The sequence below is a fragment of the Nitratireductor pacificus pht-3B genome (genome assembly GCF_000300335.1).
GTDB lineage: Bacteria > Pseudomonadota > Alphaproteobacteria > Rhizobiales > Rhizobiaceae > Nitratireductor > Nitratireductor pacificus.
Map to the genome: position 1 here is coordinate 100,972 of NZ_AMRM01000005.1, position 15,671 is coordinate 116,642.

11 protein-coding genes are annotated in these 15,671 nt (G+C 66.3%); 7 read left to right on the forward strand and 4 right to left on the reverse strand.

All coding sequences use genetic code 11. The annotated features are described in order from the left end of the window. Nucleotides 1-122 precede the first annotated feature (122 nt). From NA2_RS05840 to NA2_RS05865, 6 genes are all read left to right on the forward strand, one after another. Nucleotides 123-1,199, forward strand: a complete 1,077-nt coding sequence (locus NA2_RS05840) for a GGDEF domain-containing protein (RefSeq protein WP_008595242.1) — start codon at nt 123-125, stop codon at nt 1,197-1,199. Between the two features lie 194 nt (nt 1,200-1,393). Further along, nucleotides 1,394-2,380: an endonuclease III domain-containing protein gene (locus tag NA2_RS22135; RefSeq protein ID WP_008595244.1), complete on the forward strand. Its 987-nt coding sequence runs from the start codon at nt 1,394-1,396 to the stop codon at nt 2,378-2,380. A gap of 21 nt (nt 2,381-2,401) precedes the next feature. Beyond that, nucleotides 2,402-3,250 (forward strand): ImuA family protein, encoded by an 849-nt coding sequence (locus NA2_RS05850; protein ID WP_008595246.1) that lies wholly within the window; start codon nt 2,402-2,404, stop codon nt 3,248-3,250. Nucleotides 3,251-3,263: 13 nt separating this feature from the next. Then, nucleotides 3,264-4,727, forward strand: a complete 1,464-nt coding sequence (locus tag NA2_RS05855; protein WP_008595248.1) for a Y-family DNA polymerase — start codon at nt 3,264-3,266, stop codon at nt 4,725-4,727. Further along, nucleotides 4,724-7,966, forward strand: a complete 3,243-nt coding sequence (locus NA2_RS05860; protein WP_008595250.1) for an error-prone DNA polymerase — start codon at nt 4,724-4,726, stop codon at nt 7,964-7,966. Before NA2_RS05855 ends, NA2_RS05860 begins: the two co-directional genes overlap by 4 nt. Nucleotides 7,967-8,038: 72 nt before the next feature. Then, nucleotides 8,039-8,971: a carbohydrate kinase family protein gene (locus NA2_RS05865; RefSeq protein ID WP_008595252.1), complete on the forward strand. Its 933-nt coding sequence runs from the start codon at nt 8,039-8,041 to the stop codon at nt 8,969-8,971. Here the strand turns inward: NA2_RS05865 and cysQ are convergent. The 4 genes from cysQ to NA2_RS05885 form a co-directional block, all read right to left on the reverse strand. After that, on the reverse strand, nt 8,968-9,783 hold the full coding sequence (cysQ, locus tag NA2_RS05870; protein ID WP_008595254.1) for a 3'(2'),5'-bisphosphate nucleotidase CysQ: 816 nt from the start codon (nt 9,781-9,783) through the stop codon (nt 8,968-8,970). The genes NA2_RS05865 and cysQ overlap by 4 nt on opposite strands. Before the next feature lie 29 nt (nt 9,784-9,812). Next, nucleotides 9,813-11,726: a sulfate adenylyltransferase subunit CysN gene (cysN, locus tag NA2_RS05875; protein WP_008595256.1), complete on the reverse strand. Its 1,914-nt coding sequence runs from the start codon at nt 11,724-11,726 to the stop codon at nt 9,813-9,815. 2 nt (nt 11,727-11,728) lie between these two features. After that, nucleotides 11,729-12,634 carry a sulfate adenylyltransferase subunit CysD gene (gene cysD, locus NA2_RS05880; protein WP_008595258.1) on the reverse strand — a complete coding sequence of 302 codons (906 nt, stop codon included), beginning with the start codon at nt 12,632-12,634 and terminating at the stop codon, nt 11,729-11,731. 230 nt (nt 12,635-12,864) lie between these two features. Next, nucleotides 12,865-13,983 carry a DegT/DnrJ/EryC1/StrS family aminotransferase gene (locus tag NA2_RS05885; protein WP_008595261.1) on the reverse strand — a complete coding sequence of 373 codons (1,119 nt, stop codon included), beginning with the start codon at nt 13,981-13,983 and terminating at the stop codon, nt 12,865-12,867. A 310-nt stretch (nt 13,984-14,293) separates the two neighbouring features. Here NA2_RS05885 and NA2_RS05890 point away from each other — a divergent pair, with 310 nt between their 5' ends. Continuing rightward, complete coding sequence (locus NA2_RS05890) at nt 14,294-15,655, forward strand: phosphohexomutase domain-containing protein (protein ID WP_008595263.1); 1,362 nt, start codon at nt 14,294-14,296, stop codon at nt 15,653-15,655. Nucleotides 15,656-15,671: the final 16 nt, after the last annotated feature.

Consider the following 15,671-nt stretch of genomic DNA (forward strand, 5'->3'; position numbering starts at 1 on the left):
TTGCTTGTTTTCGACCTCGGCTATCGGCCATACTGCATTATGGGAACCATTACGGGGTTGGTGCTTTGTATCGTTGAGGCCGCTATTGGGCCTGCATCGGTACGGTCCGAGGAGTTGTCCTGATGAGCATGATTGCCGTGGCGTCCCATTTCCTGACAGGTCTGGGTGTTGCCGCGATTGCGTCCTTGTTTTACGGGCTGTTCCTTCAGCTTCCGACCTCGGCGGCATACAGGAAGGTGCTGCTCGCCGCGCTTTTCGCCGCGGCCAGCGTTATCCCCATGTTCCTGTCCGCCACGCCGGCGGTCGCACTCTCCTTCGGCGTCGGAAACGTGTTCGTCGTGCTGGCCATGGCATTTGGCGGATGGTGGGCGGCGATCTGCGCCATTCTCGCCGCGGCCGCCGGCCGGTTCTGGCTCGGCGATGCGAGCGGGCTCCTCGGCGTCGTTCTGTGCGCGATCATCGGCTTCGTTTTTGCCCGGGTGGCGAAAGGCCGGCCGATATCGCTCGGCATGCTGGCCGCCGCCGGCCTGCTCTCCGCGGTCGGATTGATGGCGATCCTTGTCCTGCCCGTCGATTCCGTTCTGGCGGCAGCCCCATCCGTCACGCTTCCCGCCACTCTTGCCGTCGCCGCAAGCGTCGTGATCGTCGGACAGATGCTCGGGCTGCAGCGGAGTCGTTTCCAGTCCCGCGACGGCCGTTCCGCGGAGGCGGCCACCGATCCGTTGACCGGCCTTCTGAACCGGCGTGTCTTCGACAAGCTGGGGCCGGAACTGGCTGAAGCCATGAACTGGGCCGGCCAGCCCTACTCGATGGCGGTCATCGATATCGATGCTTTCGACAATCTTCTCGACAATCACGGGCGTACGGTCGGAGAACTCGCGCTGCGCCATGTCGCGGCGGTCATCCAGGCCAATGTCAGGCAGACGGACATGGTGGCGAGTTTCGGCGGCCAGGCCATTGCGCTGGTGCTTCCCGCCTATGATGCCGAGCGGGCGCTCGGCCTCGCAGAGCGCGTGCAACGGGCGGTCGCCGAGGCGCCCTTCCTGATCGACGGCGTCACCCTTCCGCTCACCATCAGCGTTGGTCTCCACACGCCGCTGCCGCAGAAGGAAGGGTTCTGGACGGCTCTCGGGCAGGCCGATACCGCTTTGAACGACGCGCAGGCAGCGGGCCGCAACCGCCTGAAGGTCGCCGTCTGAAGCCCTGCCCCGGTGGATTTCTTCCGCAGCACGGTTCTTCCCGGTCTCCAGTTTCTCGAACGTGCCGGGATCCCGGCATTTTTGTCTCCGCGAACCGCAAACTGAAATCTGCGGCGGTCTTCGGTTTCCGTCAGCGAAGCCGATCGGGTGCGCAAGACGATTGATTTGTTCTCTTTTTGTTCTTATCATGAGGGATGCAATACACCCTGCCCCTTGCCTCGTTCAATCGGCTTGAGCGCCTTCACCAGCGCCTGCTGGCGGCGTTCGGTCCGCCGCCGGCCTGTCACCGCCTCGATCCCGTGAGCCAGATGATCCTCGCGATCCTCAGCGCCAGAACGCACAGCGAGATCGCCCTGCGCGTCTTTGGCCTGCTGGTTCAGCGTTTCGATGTGGTGCAGCACAAGGGGCGATGGATCGCGCTGGCCACGGCATCGTTCCATGAGATCGACCCGCTGCTCGACGGTATCAACCACGCGGAAAGGAAGGCCGTTGCCCTGCCCAGGGCCTTGCAGGAGATTACCGCTCTGCGCGGCGAGCTGACGCTCGATTTCCTGAAATCCTGGGCGGTCGGACCGGCCCTCGTCTGGCTGGAACGGATTTACGGCGTCGGCCCCAAGACCAGCACCGCCACGCTCAATCTCAGCACGCTCAGGAAACGTGTCCTCGTCGTCGACACGGCGCATTGGCGCGCCGCCCGCTGCCTCGGCCTGTTTTCCGGCCAAACCGGGCTGGAGCGCGCGGTGCGGTCGCTCAACCGTCAGGCGCCGGACCGCTGGGAGGCTGCCGACATGGAGGATCATCATGTCCTGATGCAGCAGCTCGGAAGAGAGTTCTGCGCCAAAGGTCTTTCCGCCGCCTGCCCGTTTCGGGCCGTCTGTGCGGAGGCCGGAGCCGCCGCTTCGCCGGAGCGGCGGGAGCGCCGCCTCGAAGCATGGCTGGCCGCCCCACAGGATATGAGCGTCCTGTCCAGGCACGGGAAGACGGGAGCCGAAACCGCAGAACCGGAAAAATTCTCCGGCATCCACGAACATGACGCGGCAGCCGCGCGCCCGGCATCAGATCGCCATGCGTCCTTTCGGACGCACAAAGGACGATCTGAAACATTGATAGAGCATCGGAACAGCCGAAAACCGGATTCCATTTTTCGGTCCGATGCTCCAGCGCCTGCCCTTCCGACATGATGTGCGTTCTGGATCTGCATCATGAAACACGCCTTTGACATCGAAGCCCTGCGACGACGCATCGCCACCCAGGAGCGCCTGACGCCGGTCAGGCGGCCGGCCGTTCCCCTCGGCCCGGCGGCGCTCGACGCCGCTCTCCCCGCGCATGGCCTTGCAACGGGTGCCCTGCATGAGCTGGTGCCGGCCGCGCATGGCGATTTCGCCGCCGGCATCGGCTTCGGCTTTTGCCTGCTGGCGCGCATTGCCCGCAGCCGGGCCGGCCAGGTCCTCTGGGCGGTGCCGGCACATCTGGAACATCGTGAAGGCGGGCTTTATCCGCCGGGGCTGGCCGCACTCGGCTTCGATCCCGGCCGGCTGATCCAGGTCACGGCGCGCAAGCCGATCGACATCCTATGGGCGCTCGAGGAAGCGCTCGGGCATGCGCCCCTGGCCGCGGTGGTCGGCGTCCTTCCGGAGAAGGCCCGGGACTATGATTTTCCCGCCAGCCGGCGGCTTGCCCTGCGCGCGGCGGCACAGGGCGTCACCGCCCTCATCCTCCGCGAACGGGAGGTTCCGGGCATGTCCACGGCCGCCGAAACGCGCTGGTCAATCGCCTCCCTGCCCAGCCGGCTTGAGGGAATGACGTCCCGGGCTGGAGCGGGGTTCGGGCCAGGAGCGCCGCGCTGGCAGATCAAGCTCACCAAATGCAGGAAAGGAACATCCGGCGGCAGGTCCGATGGCTGGTCTGCTGGCTGGCACGGTGGCCGGCCCGATAACTGGGATGTCGAATGGGATCATGAAACGCTTTCTTTCCGTCTTCCTCCCCCGCTGGCCGATCGAGCGCCGGCATGGGCGTCCGGCATCGACAGTTCCTGGGCAGAAGCCTCGTGACGGGGAAGCCCTGGTGCTCGTCACCACCTCGGACAGCGGTCAACGCATCACCGCCCTCAACCGGGCTGCCGAGCAGCTCGGCTTCCTGCCCGGCATGACGCTGGCCGATGCGCGCGCTATCCACCCGGCCCTGCGCGTGGACCGCGCGGACCTCGCAGGCGATCATCGGGCGCTCATGCGGCTGGCCTTTTGGTGCCAGTGTTTCTCTCCCTTCACCCGGGCCGACGCGCCCGATGGCGTGAGCCTCGACATCACCGGCTGCGCCCATCTGTTCGGCGGTGAGGCGGGCCTTCTCGACATGCTGTCCCGAAAACTCGGCGGTTTCGGCCTGACGGCGAAGCTGGCCATTGCGCCGACCGTCGGCGCGGCCTGGGGACTGGCGCGGCATGCCGCCAGCCCCCGCCTCGTCGTCCCGCGCCAAGACCTGCGTTCCGCCCTCGCGCCGCTGCCCGTCGCCGCCCTTTGCCTGGATGCGGCAAGCCTGCCCGCCCTCGAAAAGCTCGGCCTGAAGCGCATCGACGACCTTCTCGACAAGCCGCGCGCGCCCCTTGTCGCCCGCTTCGGCCCGCTGGTCCTGCGCCGGCTGGACGAGGCGCTTGGCCATGAGGAGGCGAGTTTCGGTCCGCTCAGCCCGCCGGTTCTTCATGCTGTCACATGCCGTTTTGCCGAGCCCATCATCACCCGCGAGGCGATCGAGATCGCCATCGGTCGGCTGACCGCCGACCTGGCGGCCGATCTCGAACGCGCCGCCAGGGGCGTGCGGCGCGTGGAGCTGCGCCTTTTCCGCGTCGATGGCTGGTTCGAAGCGCTGCCGCTTGCCACCAGCACGGCCACACGCGACGCCCCCCACCTCGCCCGTCTGCTTGGCGAGCGGCTCGACCGGATCGAGGACCGTGCCGGCTTCGGCTTCGAGGCGGCGAGCCTGAGCGCCCTTCAGGTGGAAAACCTGACCGGCCGGCAGGAGGATCTGGGCGACGAGGCACTGGTCGGCGCGCGCGGCGACATTGCGCCTCTCCTCGACCGCCTGGTCAACCGCTTCGGCGCACGCCATGTGATGCGGGCAGAGCCTCATGCGAGCTACGTTCCCGAGCGGGCCGCCCGCGCCGTCTCGGTCCTGAAACCCGCGAAATCCCATGACTGGTGCGCCCATGCGCGCATCGTCCAGGACGGCGCGCCCTTTGCCCGGCCGCTGTTCCTGTTGGCCGTTCCCGAGCCGGTCACCACGCTGGCGGGCGTGCCGGACGGTCCGCCGACGCGCTTCGAATGGCGGCGCGTGGCGCATCGCGTGGCCTCTGCAGAGGGGCCGGAGCGCATCGCGCCCGAATGGTGGCTGGCGCCCGTCGGGGCAAGCCGCAGGACACGCGACTATTACCGCGTCGAGGATGAGGCCGGCCGCCGCTTCTGGCTGTTCCGTGAAGGGCTTTACGAGCGCGGCGAAGACACGCCGCGCTGGTTCATCCACGGGGTGTTCGCATGAGAAGCGCCCCGCCCTTCGCCGAACTCGGCGTCACCAGCAATTTCAGCTTCCTGCGCGGCGGATCGCATCCACGCGAACTGGTCGCCGAAGCGGCGCGGCTCGGCCATGCCGCGATCGGGATTGCCGACCGCAACACGCTGGCCGGCGTGGTGCGGGCGCATGTGGAAGCCAGGGAACGGGGCATGCGCCTCGTCGTCGGCACCCGGCTGGTGTTGATGGACCGGTTCGAGGCGCTCTGTTTCCCGACCGACCGCGAAGCCTATGGCCGCCTCGCCCGCTTGCTCACCATCGGCAACCGCCGCGCCGCGAAGGGCGAATGCCATCTGCACTTCGAAGACCTCTCCCTGCTTGGCGACCGCCAGCGCCTTATCGCCATGCCACCCTATGATTTCGGCGCCGGTTTCGAGGAGGGCCTGCGCCGGCTGGCCACGGCATTCCCCGGCGCCGTCTTCCTCGCGCTCACCCCTTACCGACGCGCCAATGATGTTCGGCGCCAGCAGCGGCTTCATGCGCTGTCGCTCGCCTGCGCCACGCCGCTCGTCGCCACCAACGACGTGCTCTATCACACGCCGGCGCGGCGCCCCTTGCAGGATCTCGTCACCTGCATCCGCGAGCATTGCACCATCGATGAGGCCGGTTTCCGCCTGCAGCGCAACGCCGAGCGGCATCTGAAGGCGCCGGAGGAGATGGCCCGGCTGCTCGCCGGCCACGAGGACGCGATCGCCCGGTCGGCGGCCCTGGCCGCCGAATGCCGTTTCTCGCTCGACGAACTGTCCTACGAATATCCCGAGGAATCGGCCGGTGAGAGCGCCACCCCGCAGGAAGAGCTCGTCCGCCTCACCTGGCTCGGCGCGCAGGAGCGCTTCCCCGAGGGTCTGAGCGACAGGACGCGCGCGATGATCCTCCATGAGCTTCAGCTCATCGGCCATCTGAACTACGCCGCCTATTTCCTGACCGTGCATGACATCGTCCGCTTCGCCCGCGCGCAGGAGCCGCCGATCCTGTGCCAGGGACGCGGATCGGCGGCCAATTCCGTCGTCTGTTTCTGCCTCGGCGTCACCTCGGTCAATCCGACCGAGGTCGACCTCCTGTTCGAGCGCTTCATCTCCGCCGAGCGCGGCGAGCCGCCGGACATCGACGTGGATTTCGAGCATGAGCGGCGCGAGGAGGTGATGCAGTATATCTACGGCAAATATGGCCGCCACCGCGCCGGCCTCGCCGCCACCGTCATCTCCTACCGCACCCGCAGCGCCGTGCGCGAGGCGGGCAAGGCGATGGGCCTGTCGCCCGATGTCGTCGCCGCCATGACCGGCCTCGTCTGGGGCCATTCGGAGAAGACGCCGGCTGGCGACCGCATCCGCGAGGCGGGTCTCGACCCCGGCGACCCGCGCCTGCGCCAGACCCTCGTGCTCGTCAGCCAGCTGATCGGTTTCCCCCGCCACCTGTCGCAGCATGTGGGCGGCTTCGTCATGACGCGCGGTCCCCTCGACGAGATGGTCCCCATCGCCAACGCGGCCATGGAGGATCGCACCATCGTGGAATGGGACAAGGACGATCTCGACGCGCTGAAAATCCTCAAAGTCGATGTGCTCGCGCTCGGCATGCTCACCTGCCTGCGCAAGAGTTTTGATCTCCTGCGCGACCATTACGGCGAAGAGCGCACGCTCGCCACCGTGCCGCGTAACGACGAGCCGACCTATGCGATGATCCAGAGGGCCGATACGATCGGCGTCTTCCAGATCGAGAGCCGGGCGCAGATGTCGATGCTGCCGCGCCTCAGGCCGAAGAATTTCTACGACCTCGTCATCGAGATCGCCATCGTCCGTCCGGGTCCCATCCAGGGCGACATGGTGCATCCCTATCTGCGCCGGCGCAACAAGGAGGAGGATGTCGATTACCCGTCGGAGGAACTCAGGGCCGTCCTGCAAAAGACCCTCGGCGTCCCGCTGTTCCAGGAGCAGGCCATGAAGATCGCCATCGTCGGCGCCGGCTTCTCGCCCGACAAGGCCGACCGGCTGCGCCGCGCCATGGCCACCTTCCGCCGCAATGGCGACATCGACCAGTTCCGCGACGATTTCATCGGCGGAATGCTCGCCAAGGGTTACGCGCCCGACTTCGCCGAGCGCTGCTTCAACCAGATGAAGGGTTTTAGCGATTACGGCTTTCCCGAAAGCCATTCGGCCAGCTTCGCGCTGCTTGCCTATGCCTCCTCCTGGCTCAAATGCCACTATCCGGATGTTTTCGCCTGCGCGCTCCTGAACTCGCAGCCGATGGGCTTCTATTCCGCCTCCTCCATCGTCCGCGACTTCCGCGACCATGGCGGCGAGACGCGGCCGGTCGACGTCAATCACAGCGGCTGGGACCACGCGCTCGAGCCGGCCTCGAAGCCCGGCGCCATCCGCCATGCGCTGCGGCTCGGCCTGCGCCAGGTGGACGGCATCCGCGAGGCGGCGGCACTGAAGATCGTGGATGCGCGCGGCGCGGGCTTCGCCAATGTGCGCGACCTCTATTTCCGCTCGGGCATCGACATGTTCTCCCTGCGCCGGCTGGCGGAGAGCGACGCCTTCCGCTCCATCGGCCTCGACCGACGCGCCGCCCTCTGGGAGGTGCGCGGCCTGAGCGGCCATCAGGGCGTACGCGCGGCCGCCGAGGAACTGCCTCTCTTCGCCAGCGCCCGCAGCGCAGCCGCCACGCCCCTCCAGGCCGAGGAGAGCGTCGCCCTTCCCGCGCTCCTGCCCGGCGAGCATGTGGTCGAGGACTACGGCACGCTCGGCCTGTCGCTGAAGGCGCATCCCGTTTCCTTTCTGCGCCCGCAACTCAGGAAACGCCGCGTCCTGGAAACCCGCATGCTCGCCGACACGCCGGCGGGCCGCTTCGTGCGCGTCTCAGGCCTCGTCCTGGTGCGCCAGCGGCCCGGCACGGCAAGCGGCGTCATTTTCATGACGCTGGAAGATGAGACCGGTATCGCCAACGCCATTATCTGGCCGCGTGTCTTCGAGCGCTTTCGCCGTGTCGTCTTCGGCGCGCGCATGGTGATGGTCGAGGGCATCCTGCAGAAGGAGAAGGAGGTCATCCACGTGGTTGCGCGCAAGCTGACCGACACGACGCCGGAACTGATGGCCGCCATGGCCGATCCGGCCGCGCAGGCCGGAGCGGAGGAAAAACACCCGACCGCGCAGAATCTCTGGCGTCACCCGCGCGACGTGCGTGTGCTCCCGAAGGGACGCAACTTCCATTGAGCCACCTCTTCGCCGTTGCCAACCACGCCGCGTCCCGCTACTGCCTAAGCCCAGGAAAACGGGAGGCGTTTCATGATCCTTTGCTGCGGCGAAGCCCTGATCGACATGCTGCCGCGACAATCGGCTTCCGGAGAGCCGCTGTTCGCCCCGCATGCGGGCGGCTCCGTGTTCAACAGCGCCATCGCCATCGGCCGGCTCGGCGTGGATTGCGGCTTCTTCTCAGGCCTGTCGGACGATCTCTTCGGCACGATGCTGCGCGGCAGGCTGGAGGAAAGCCGGGTAGACCTCTCGCTGGCGCGCTTCTCCAGCCGCCCCACGACGCTAGCCTTCGTCACGCTTACTGATGGCCATGCCGAATACAGTTTCTACGATGAGAACACCGCCGGCCGCATGATCGCGCCGGCCGATCTGCCGGCCCTCGGGCCGGATGTGCGGGCGCTCCTCTTCGGCGGCATCAGCCTGGTCTCGGAGCCGTGCGGGTCCGCCTATGAGGCACTGATGGCGCGTGAAAGTGCTGCGCGCGTGACCATGCTCGACCCGAACATTCGCCCGGCCTTCATCACCGATGCAGCGGCGCACCGGGCGCGCATGCAGCGCGTGATCGAAATGGCCGACATCGTAAAAATATCCGCCGACGATCTCGCCTGGTTCGGCGAGGAAGGCGATGTGGACGCCATCGCCCGACGCTGGCTTGCGGGCGGCCCCAGCCTCGTCATCCTGACCGATGGCGGCAAGGGCGCGACCGCCTACGCGAACGGTAAAAAAATGTTCGTCGCTGCCAGCCCGGTCACGGTTGTCGACACGGTGGGCGCGGGCGACACGTTCAACGGCGCGCTTCTGGCGGCGCTCGACATGGCCGGGCTCCTGGCGAAGGACAAGATCGCGGCGCTCGACGAGGATCAGATTTCAGCGGCTCTCGCCCTTGCCGCAGGCGCCGCGGCGGTCACCGTCTCGCGGGCCGGCGCCAATCCGCCTTGGCGCGCGGAGCTGGGAGCCTGGTGCTAGAGGCCGTCTGAAGCCGACGCACCCTCGGCCACGAAGGACGGGCTGACGAAGGCTTCCAGCCCCTCGCCTTCCTTCGGACCATAGGTCAGCGGCGCGCCATCCAGGGTCCGCGCCATGCCGCCGGCGGCGCGCAGCACCGCATCGCCCGCAGCCGTGTCCCACTGCATGGTGCGCCCGAAGCGCGGATAAAGGTCCGCATCGCCCCGCGCGATCATGCAGAACTTCAAGGACGAGCCGATCGCCACCGTCTCGGCTCCGGGATGGCGCGCGATGAAGGCGCGCGTCTCGTCGGTGCAGTGCGAGCGGCTCGCAAGGATCGCCGGCGGCGTGCGCATGGCGCGCGCGCGGATGTCCCGCCGCGCGACCACCCTCCCCCTGTCCACCGCCGCCTCGCAAGCGAAGCCCGGCCGCGCGGCGTAAAGAAGGTCGCGTGCGGGGGCGTAGACCACGCCCAGCGCGGGTTCGCCGGCGCGGATGAGGCCGATATTGACGGTAAAATCGGGCCGCCGCTCGATGAACTCGCGCGTCCCGTCAAGGGGATCGACGAGGAGAAAATGCCCGTCGCCACAGGCCGGGATCACCCCGCCGGATGCCTCTTCCTCGGAAACGCAGGGCGTGCCGAGGCCGGCCGCCGCCAGCCCGTCGAGAATGACCCGCTCGGCGGCGCGGTCCGCGACGGTGACGGGCGAGGCGTCGGGTTTGGTCTCGACTGCGAAGCCCGCCGCGTAATGGCCCATGATGGCGCTGCCGGCGGCAAGCGCCAGTTCCTCGAACAGCGCCAGAAGCGCCGCATCATCCCTCACCATGCCCATGGGCCGCAATCTCTCCCGCAGCGCGGGTTTCAGCAATAGCCGCGTTCCTTGAGCCAGGCTTCCACATCGTCCACCAGCTCCTCCGGCGCGCGGCCGACGGTCGGGATGTGGATATCAGCCCTTTCCGGCGGCTCATAGGGGGAATCGACACCGGTGAAGTTTTGGATCTCACCCTTCAGTGCCTTGGCGTACAGACCCTTCGGGTCGCGCCGGGCGCATTCGTCGAACGGCGTATCGACGAAGATTTCGACGAACGCGCCGTCATTGATCAGCTCGCGCGCCATGCGCCGCTCGGCGCGGAACGGCGAGATGAAGGAGACGAGCACGATCAGCCCGGCATCGGCCATCAGCTTCGCCGTCTCCGCGACCCGGCGGATGTTCTCCACCCGGTCCTCATCCGAGAAGCCCAGATCCCGGTTGAGACCGTGGCGCACATTGTCGCCGTCGAGCACATAGGTGTGACGACCCGCGGCGTGCAGCTTCTTCTCCAGCAGGCTGGCGATGGTCGACTTGCCCGAGCCGGACAGGCCCGTGAACCACAGCACGGCCGGCTTCTGGTGCTTGATCGCGGCGCGCGACTGGGGCGTGACGTCCAGCGCTTGCCAATGAATGTTGGCCGCCCGGCGCAGCGGGCGCAGGATCATGCCCGCGCCGACCGTCGCGTTGGTCAGCCGGTCGATCAGGATGAAGGCGCCCGTCGCCCGGTTGTCGGCGAAGGCATCGAAGGCGATCGGCGCCTGCAGCGAGAAATGACAGTGACCGACCTCGTTCAGCTCGAGGCTCGTCGCCGCTTCCTGCGCGAAATTGTTGATGTTGCGCCGGTGCTTCAGCTGGCTGACCGTGGCGCTCACCTCGTCGGTCTCGGTGCGCAGGATATAGGCCCGGCCGGGAAGCAGCGGCTTGTCGTCGAACCAGACCAGATTGGCGGAAAACTGGTCGGCCACATGCGGGCGCGCCTCGGGACCGACGAGCATGTTGCCGCGCGACAGTTCCACCTCGTCCTCGAGGACGACGGTGACGGCCTGCCCCTCGACGGCTTCGGCGAGGTCGCCGCCATGCGCCACCAGACGCTTGACGCGCGAGCGCCGCCCGGACTTGGCGATGGTCACTTCATCGCCAAGTGCCACGCGCCCGGAGGCGACGGTGCCGGAAAAGCCGCGGAAATCGAGGTCGGGGCGCGAGACATACTGAACCGGAAAGCGGAACGGCCGGTCCTCGACCCGCGCATCCACATCGACGGTTTCCAGATGGGCGATCAGCGACGGGCCGTCATACCAGGGCGTGTTCGGCGACGGGTCGATGATGTTGTCGCCATGGCGTGCCGAGATCGGAACCGGCTGGATCGTGTCAAAGCCGAGATCGGCGGCGAAATCGCGATACTCCCCGGCGATGCGCTCGAACACGCTCCGGTCAAACTCCACCAGGTCGATCTTGTTGACCGCCAGCACGATGTGCCGGATCCCGAGCAGGGATGCGATCATCGAATGACGGCGCGTCTGCGGCAGAATGCCCTGGCGCGCATCGACGAGCACGATGGCGAGATCGGCCGTCGAGGCGCCGGTCGCCATGTTGCGCGTATACTGTTCGTGGCCCGGCGTGTCGGCGACGATGAACTTGCGCTTCGGCGTGGCAAAGAAGCGGTAGGCGACGTCGATGGTGATGCCCTGCTCGCGCTCGGCTTCCAGCCCGTCGACCAGCAGAGCGAAGTCGATCCCGTCGCCGGCCGTCCCGTGCTTCCTCGAATCGCGTTCGAGCGTTGCCAGCTGGTCCTCGAAGATCAGCTTCGTGTCGTAGAGAAGCCGCCCGATCAGCGTCGACTTGCCATCGTCGACCGATCCGCAGGTGAGAAAACGCAGGAGACCCTTGTTCTCCTGCCCCGCCACATAGTCACGGATGTCGACCACATTGTCTTCGCGCCGCAGCGCGTTGTTGGCTGTGAGCATGATCAGAAATATCCCTCACGCTTTTTCTTTTCCATCGAGCCCGCCTCGTCGCGGTCGATCAGGCGGCCCTGGCGCTCGGAGGTGCGCGCCGTCAGCATCTCGCCGACGATCTCCTCCAGCGTGGTGGCCGCCGAGGGAATGGCGCCGGTCAGCGGATAGCAGCCGAGCGTGCGGAAGCGCACCATCCGCTCCTCGACCTTCTCGCCGGGCTGCAGGCGCATGCGCTCGTCATCGACCATGATCGTCATGCCGCCGCGATCGACCACGGGCCGCTTCTTGGCGAAGTAGAGCGGGACGATGGGGATCTCTTCCTGCAGGATGTACTGCCAGATGTCCTGCTCGGTCCAGTTGGACAGGGGAAAGACGCGGATCGATTCGCCCGGTGCGACGCGGGTGTTGTAGATCTTCCACATCTCCGGGCGCTGGTTCTTCGGATCCCAGCCATGGCCGGCGGAGCGGAAGGAGAAGATGCGCTCCTTGGCGCGCGCCTTTTCCTCATCGCGCCGCGCGCCGCCGAAAGCGGCGTCAAAACCGTATTTGTCGAGCGCCTGGCGCAGCGCCAGCGTCTTCATCACATGGGTATGGGTATTGGACCCGTGATCGAACGGATTGATGCCGTCGCGCACGCCCTCCTCGTTGATGTGAACCAGAAGATCGAAGCCCAGATGCTCCGCCATCCGGTCGCGAAACGCGATCATCTCGCGAAACTTCCAGGTGGTGTCCACATGCAGGAAGGGGAAAGGCGGCTTGGCGGGATAGAACGCCTTCATCGCCAGATGCATCAGGACGGAGGAATCCTTGCCGATGGAATAGAGCATCACCGGATTGGAGAAGGTCGCGGCAACCTCGCGAAAGATGTGGATCGCCTCGGCTTCCAGCCTGTCGAGATGGGTAAGGGCAAGCGGCATGTCTTCGCCTTCGCAAATGGCTTGGGTTCGGCCGGCATGGGCACTGCCGGATCCTGACAGTGAGGTACCATGCGCCTTTCAGGGCTCTCAAGGCGCAGGCGCCCAAGCCGGCCCGGGTTTGCGAGGCGGTTTTTGCGTTGTTTCCGGCAATGGGGAAAAGGCATTTCAGAACAGCAAAAAGGCCCGTTTTCACGGGCCTTTTTGCTGTTTCATTCCAAGTTGCGCGACGCTCAGGCAGCGACTGCTGCCCGGATCGTCTCGATGATGCGATCCTGGTCCGCAGTGCTCAGATAGGGGTGCATCGGCAGGCACAGGATACGCTGCGACAGCTCCTCGGAAACGGCCAGGCCGCCCGGCGCGCGGCCATACATCTCATAGGCCTTCTGCAGGTGCAGTGCCTTCTCGTAGTAGACGACCGAGGGAATGCCCTCCGCGGAAAGGCGCTGGCGCACCGCATCGCGCTTGTCCGTCTCGATGGCGTACTGGGCCCAGGCCGAGCGGTAGCCATCGGGAATGCGCGCCACCTTGACCACGTCGCCCAGGCCCTCGGCATAGCGCGCGGCCACCTTCTGGCGCGCGTCCATCTCGTCGGGGAGGATGGCGAGCTTCTCGATCAGGATCGCAGCCTGGATCGTGTCGAGCCGCGAGTTGAGGCCGACGCGCACATTGTCGTACTGGCTGGCGCCCTTTCCGTGGAAGGCGATCGAACGCAGAACCTCGGCCAGTTCGTCGTCATCGGTGAACACCGCACCGCCATCGCCGTAGCAGCCGAGCGGCTTGGCGGGATAAAAGCTCGTCGAGCCGACATGGCCGAACGCGCCGCAGCGCTTGTTGCCGAGCGTGCCGCCGATGGACTGGGCGGCATCCTCGATCACCCGCAGCCCCTCGCGCGCCGCGATGGCGTCGATGGCCGGATAATCGGCAGCCAGGCCGAACAGATCGACGGGGATGATCGCCTTCGGCGTCAGGCGTCCCTCGGCCTTCACCTGCTCTATCGCCGCTTCGAGGCTCTTCACATCGACATTGTAGGTGTCGGGATCGATCTCGACGAAGACCGGCTCCGCGCCGGCCAGCACAACCACCTCGGCGGTGGCGGCAAAGGTGAAGCTCGGGCAGAACACCGCGTCGCCGGGGCCGATGCCATAGGCCATCAGCGGCATCAGCAGCGCGTCGGTGCCGTTGGCGCAGGCGATCGCATGCTTGGTGCCGACATATGCGGCGATCTGCTGTTCGAAAGCCGCGACCTCCGGTCCCAGAATGTAGCGCCCTTCGGCGATCACCTTGTCGATTGCAGTGGCGAGCTTGTCCTTGATACGCTCACGCTGAGCGCCGAGATCGATGAATTGCATTGTTTGCCCAATCAGATGCGGGGGATGATTCCGCGAAAACCCCGCCCGTTGAATAGGGATGCACGCGGCGTTGCGCAACACGCCGCGCCGTTCAAACTGTCACTTTTGCTGTTACACGAGGTGAATGGGAATGATGCAACGAATCTGTATCGGTGCCGTTGCGGCGGTGGTCATGCAAGACTGCCTCATCCCGTCACGAACGCCGAGCGAACCATCCGGCATCTAACAAAAAGTCAACCAATCGCTGTAATGGTCAGGCAACAGCAGCCTTGTTCGGCCTCGGCGGCACAATCCAACACGGAACCACATCATGGGCGCCCCCTTCAAAGCGTATGACGTTCGCGGCCGCATCCCGGCTGAAATCAATGTTCCCTTCGCCTACCGCTTCTCGCAGGCTCTGCGGCAAAGTCTTTCGCCGAAGGCCGTGGTTGTCGGCCACGACATGCGCAGCGACAGCCCGGCCCTCGCCCAGGCCCTGACGCAGGGATTGCTCGACAGCGGCGTCGACGTCCTGCCGGTTGGGCGCTGCGGCACGGAGGAAGTCTATTTCCACACCGCCGCCAGCGGCGCGGATGCCGGCCTGATGGTGACGGCTAGCCACAACCCGATGGACTATAACGGCATCAAGATGGTGCTTAAGGGCGCGGCGGCGGCAACGCCCGAGAACGCCTTCAATCCGATCGAGACGATCATGCGTTCCGACGCCGTCTTGGCCACGGCCGCGACCTATGACGAGCGCGGAAGCCTGCAGCCCGTCTGCGACCGCGGCGCCTATATCGAGCGGCTGCTGAACGAGGTGGCGGGCCAGGCGCTGAAGCCGATGAAGATCGTCTGCCATGCCGGCAATGGCTGTGCCGGCCCGATCATCGACCTCTTGGAAGAGCACCTGCCCTTCACCTTCATCAAGATCGACCACGAGCCGGACCCGGCGCTGCCGAACGGCATTCCCAATCCGCTGCTCCCGGAAAAGCGCGCCAGAGCAAGCCAGGCCGTCATCGAGCACGGCGCGGACCTCGCCATCGCGTGGGACGGCGATTTCGACCGCTGTTTCCTCTACGACCACAAGGGCCGCTTCGTCGAAGGCTATTATCTGGTCGGCATGATCGCCCAGAGCCTGCTCGGCAAGGATCCGGGCGGCACCATCCTCTACGATCCGCGCCTGACCTGGAACACGATCGAGGTGGTCGAACAGGCCGGCGGCGTGGCCAAGCCGTGCCGGACGGGGCATGCCTATTTCAAGAAGATGATGCGCGAGGAGAACGCCGTCTATGGGGGCGAGATGAGCGCGCACCATTATTTCCGCGATTTCTCCTATTGCGATTCGGGCATGCTGGCCTGGCTGGACGTCGTCGCGGAACTGTCGAAGAGCGGAACGACGCTCGCCGAGCGGCTGGAGGAGCGCATCGCCGCCTATCCCTGTTCCGGCGAGATCAATTTCACCGTCGATGATGCGAAGGCAGCGCAGGCCCGGGTTTCGGACCATTTCATGCCGAAGAACCCCGAGCTTGAGACCATTGACGGTCTCGGCATGGTCTTCGACGACTGGCGCTTCAACCTGCGCGCCTCCAACACCGAGCCGCTGCTGCGCCTCAACGTGGAAACGCGCGGCGATGAGGCGCTGCTTGCGGCGAAGGTCGCGGAACTGCGCGGGCTGATCGAGAAAGAGGCTTAAGGACGGCACGGACAGA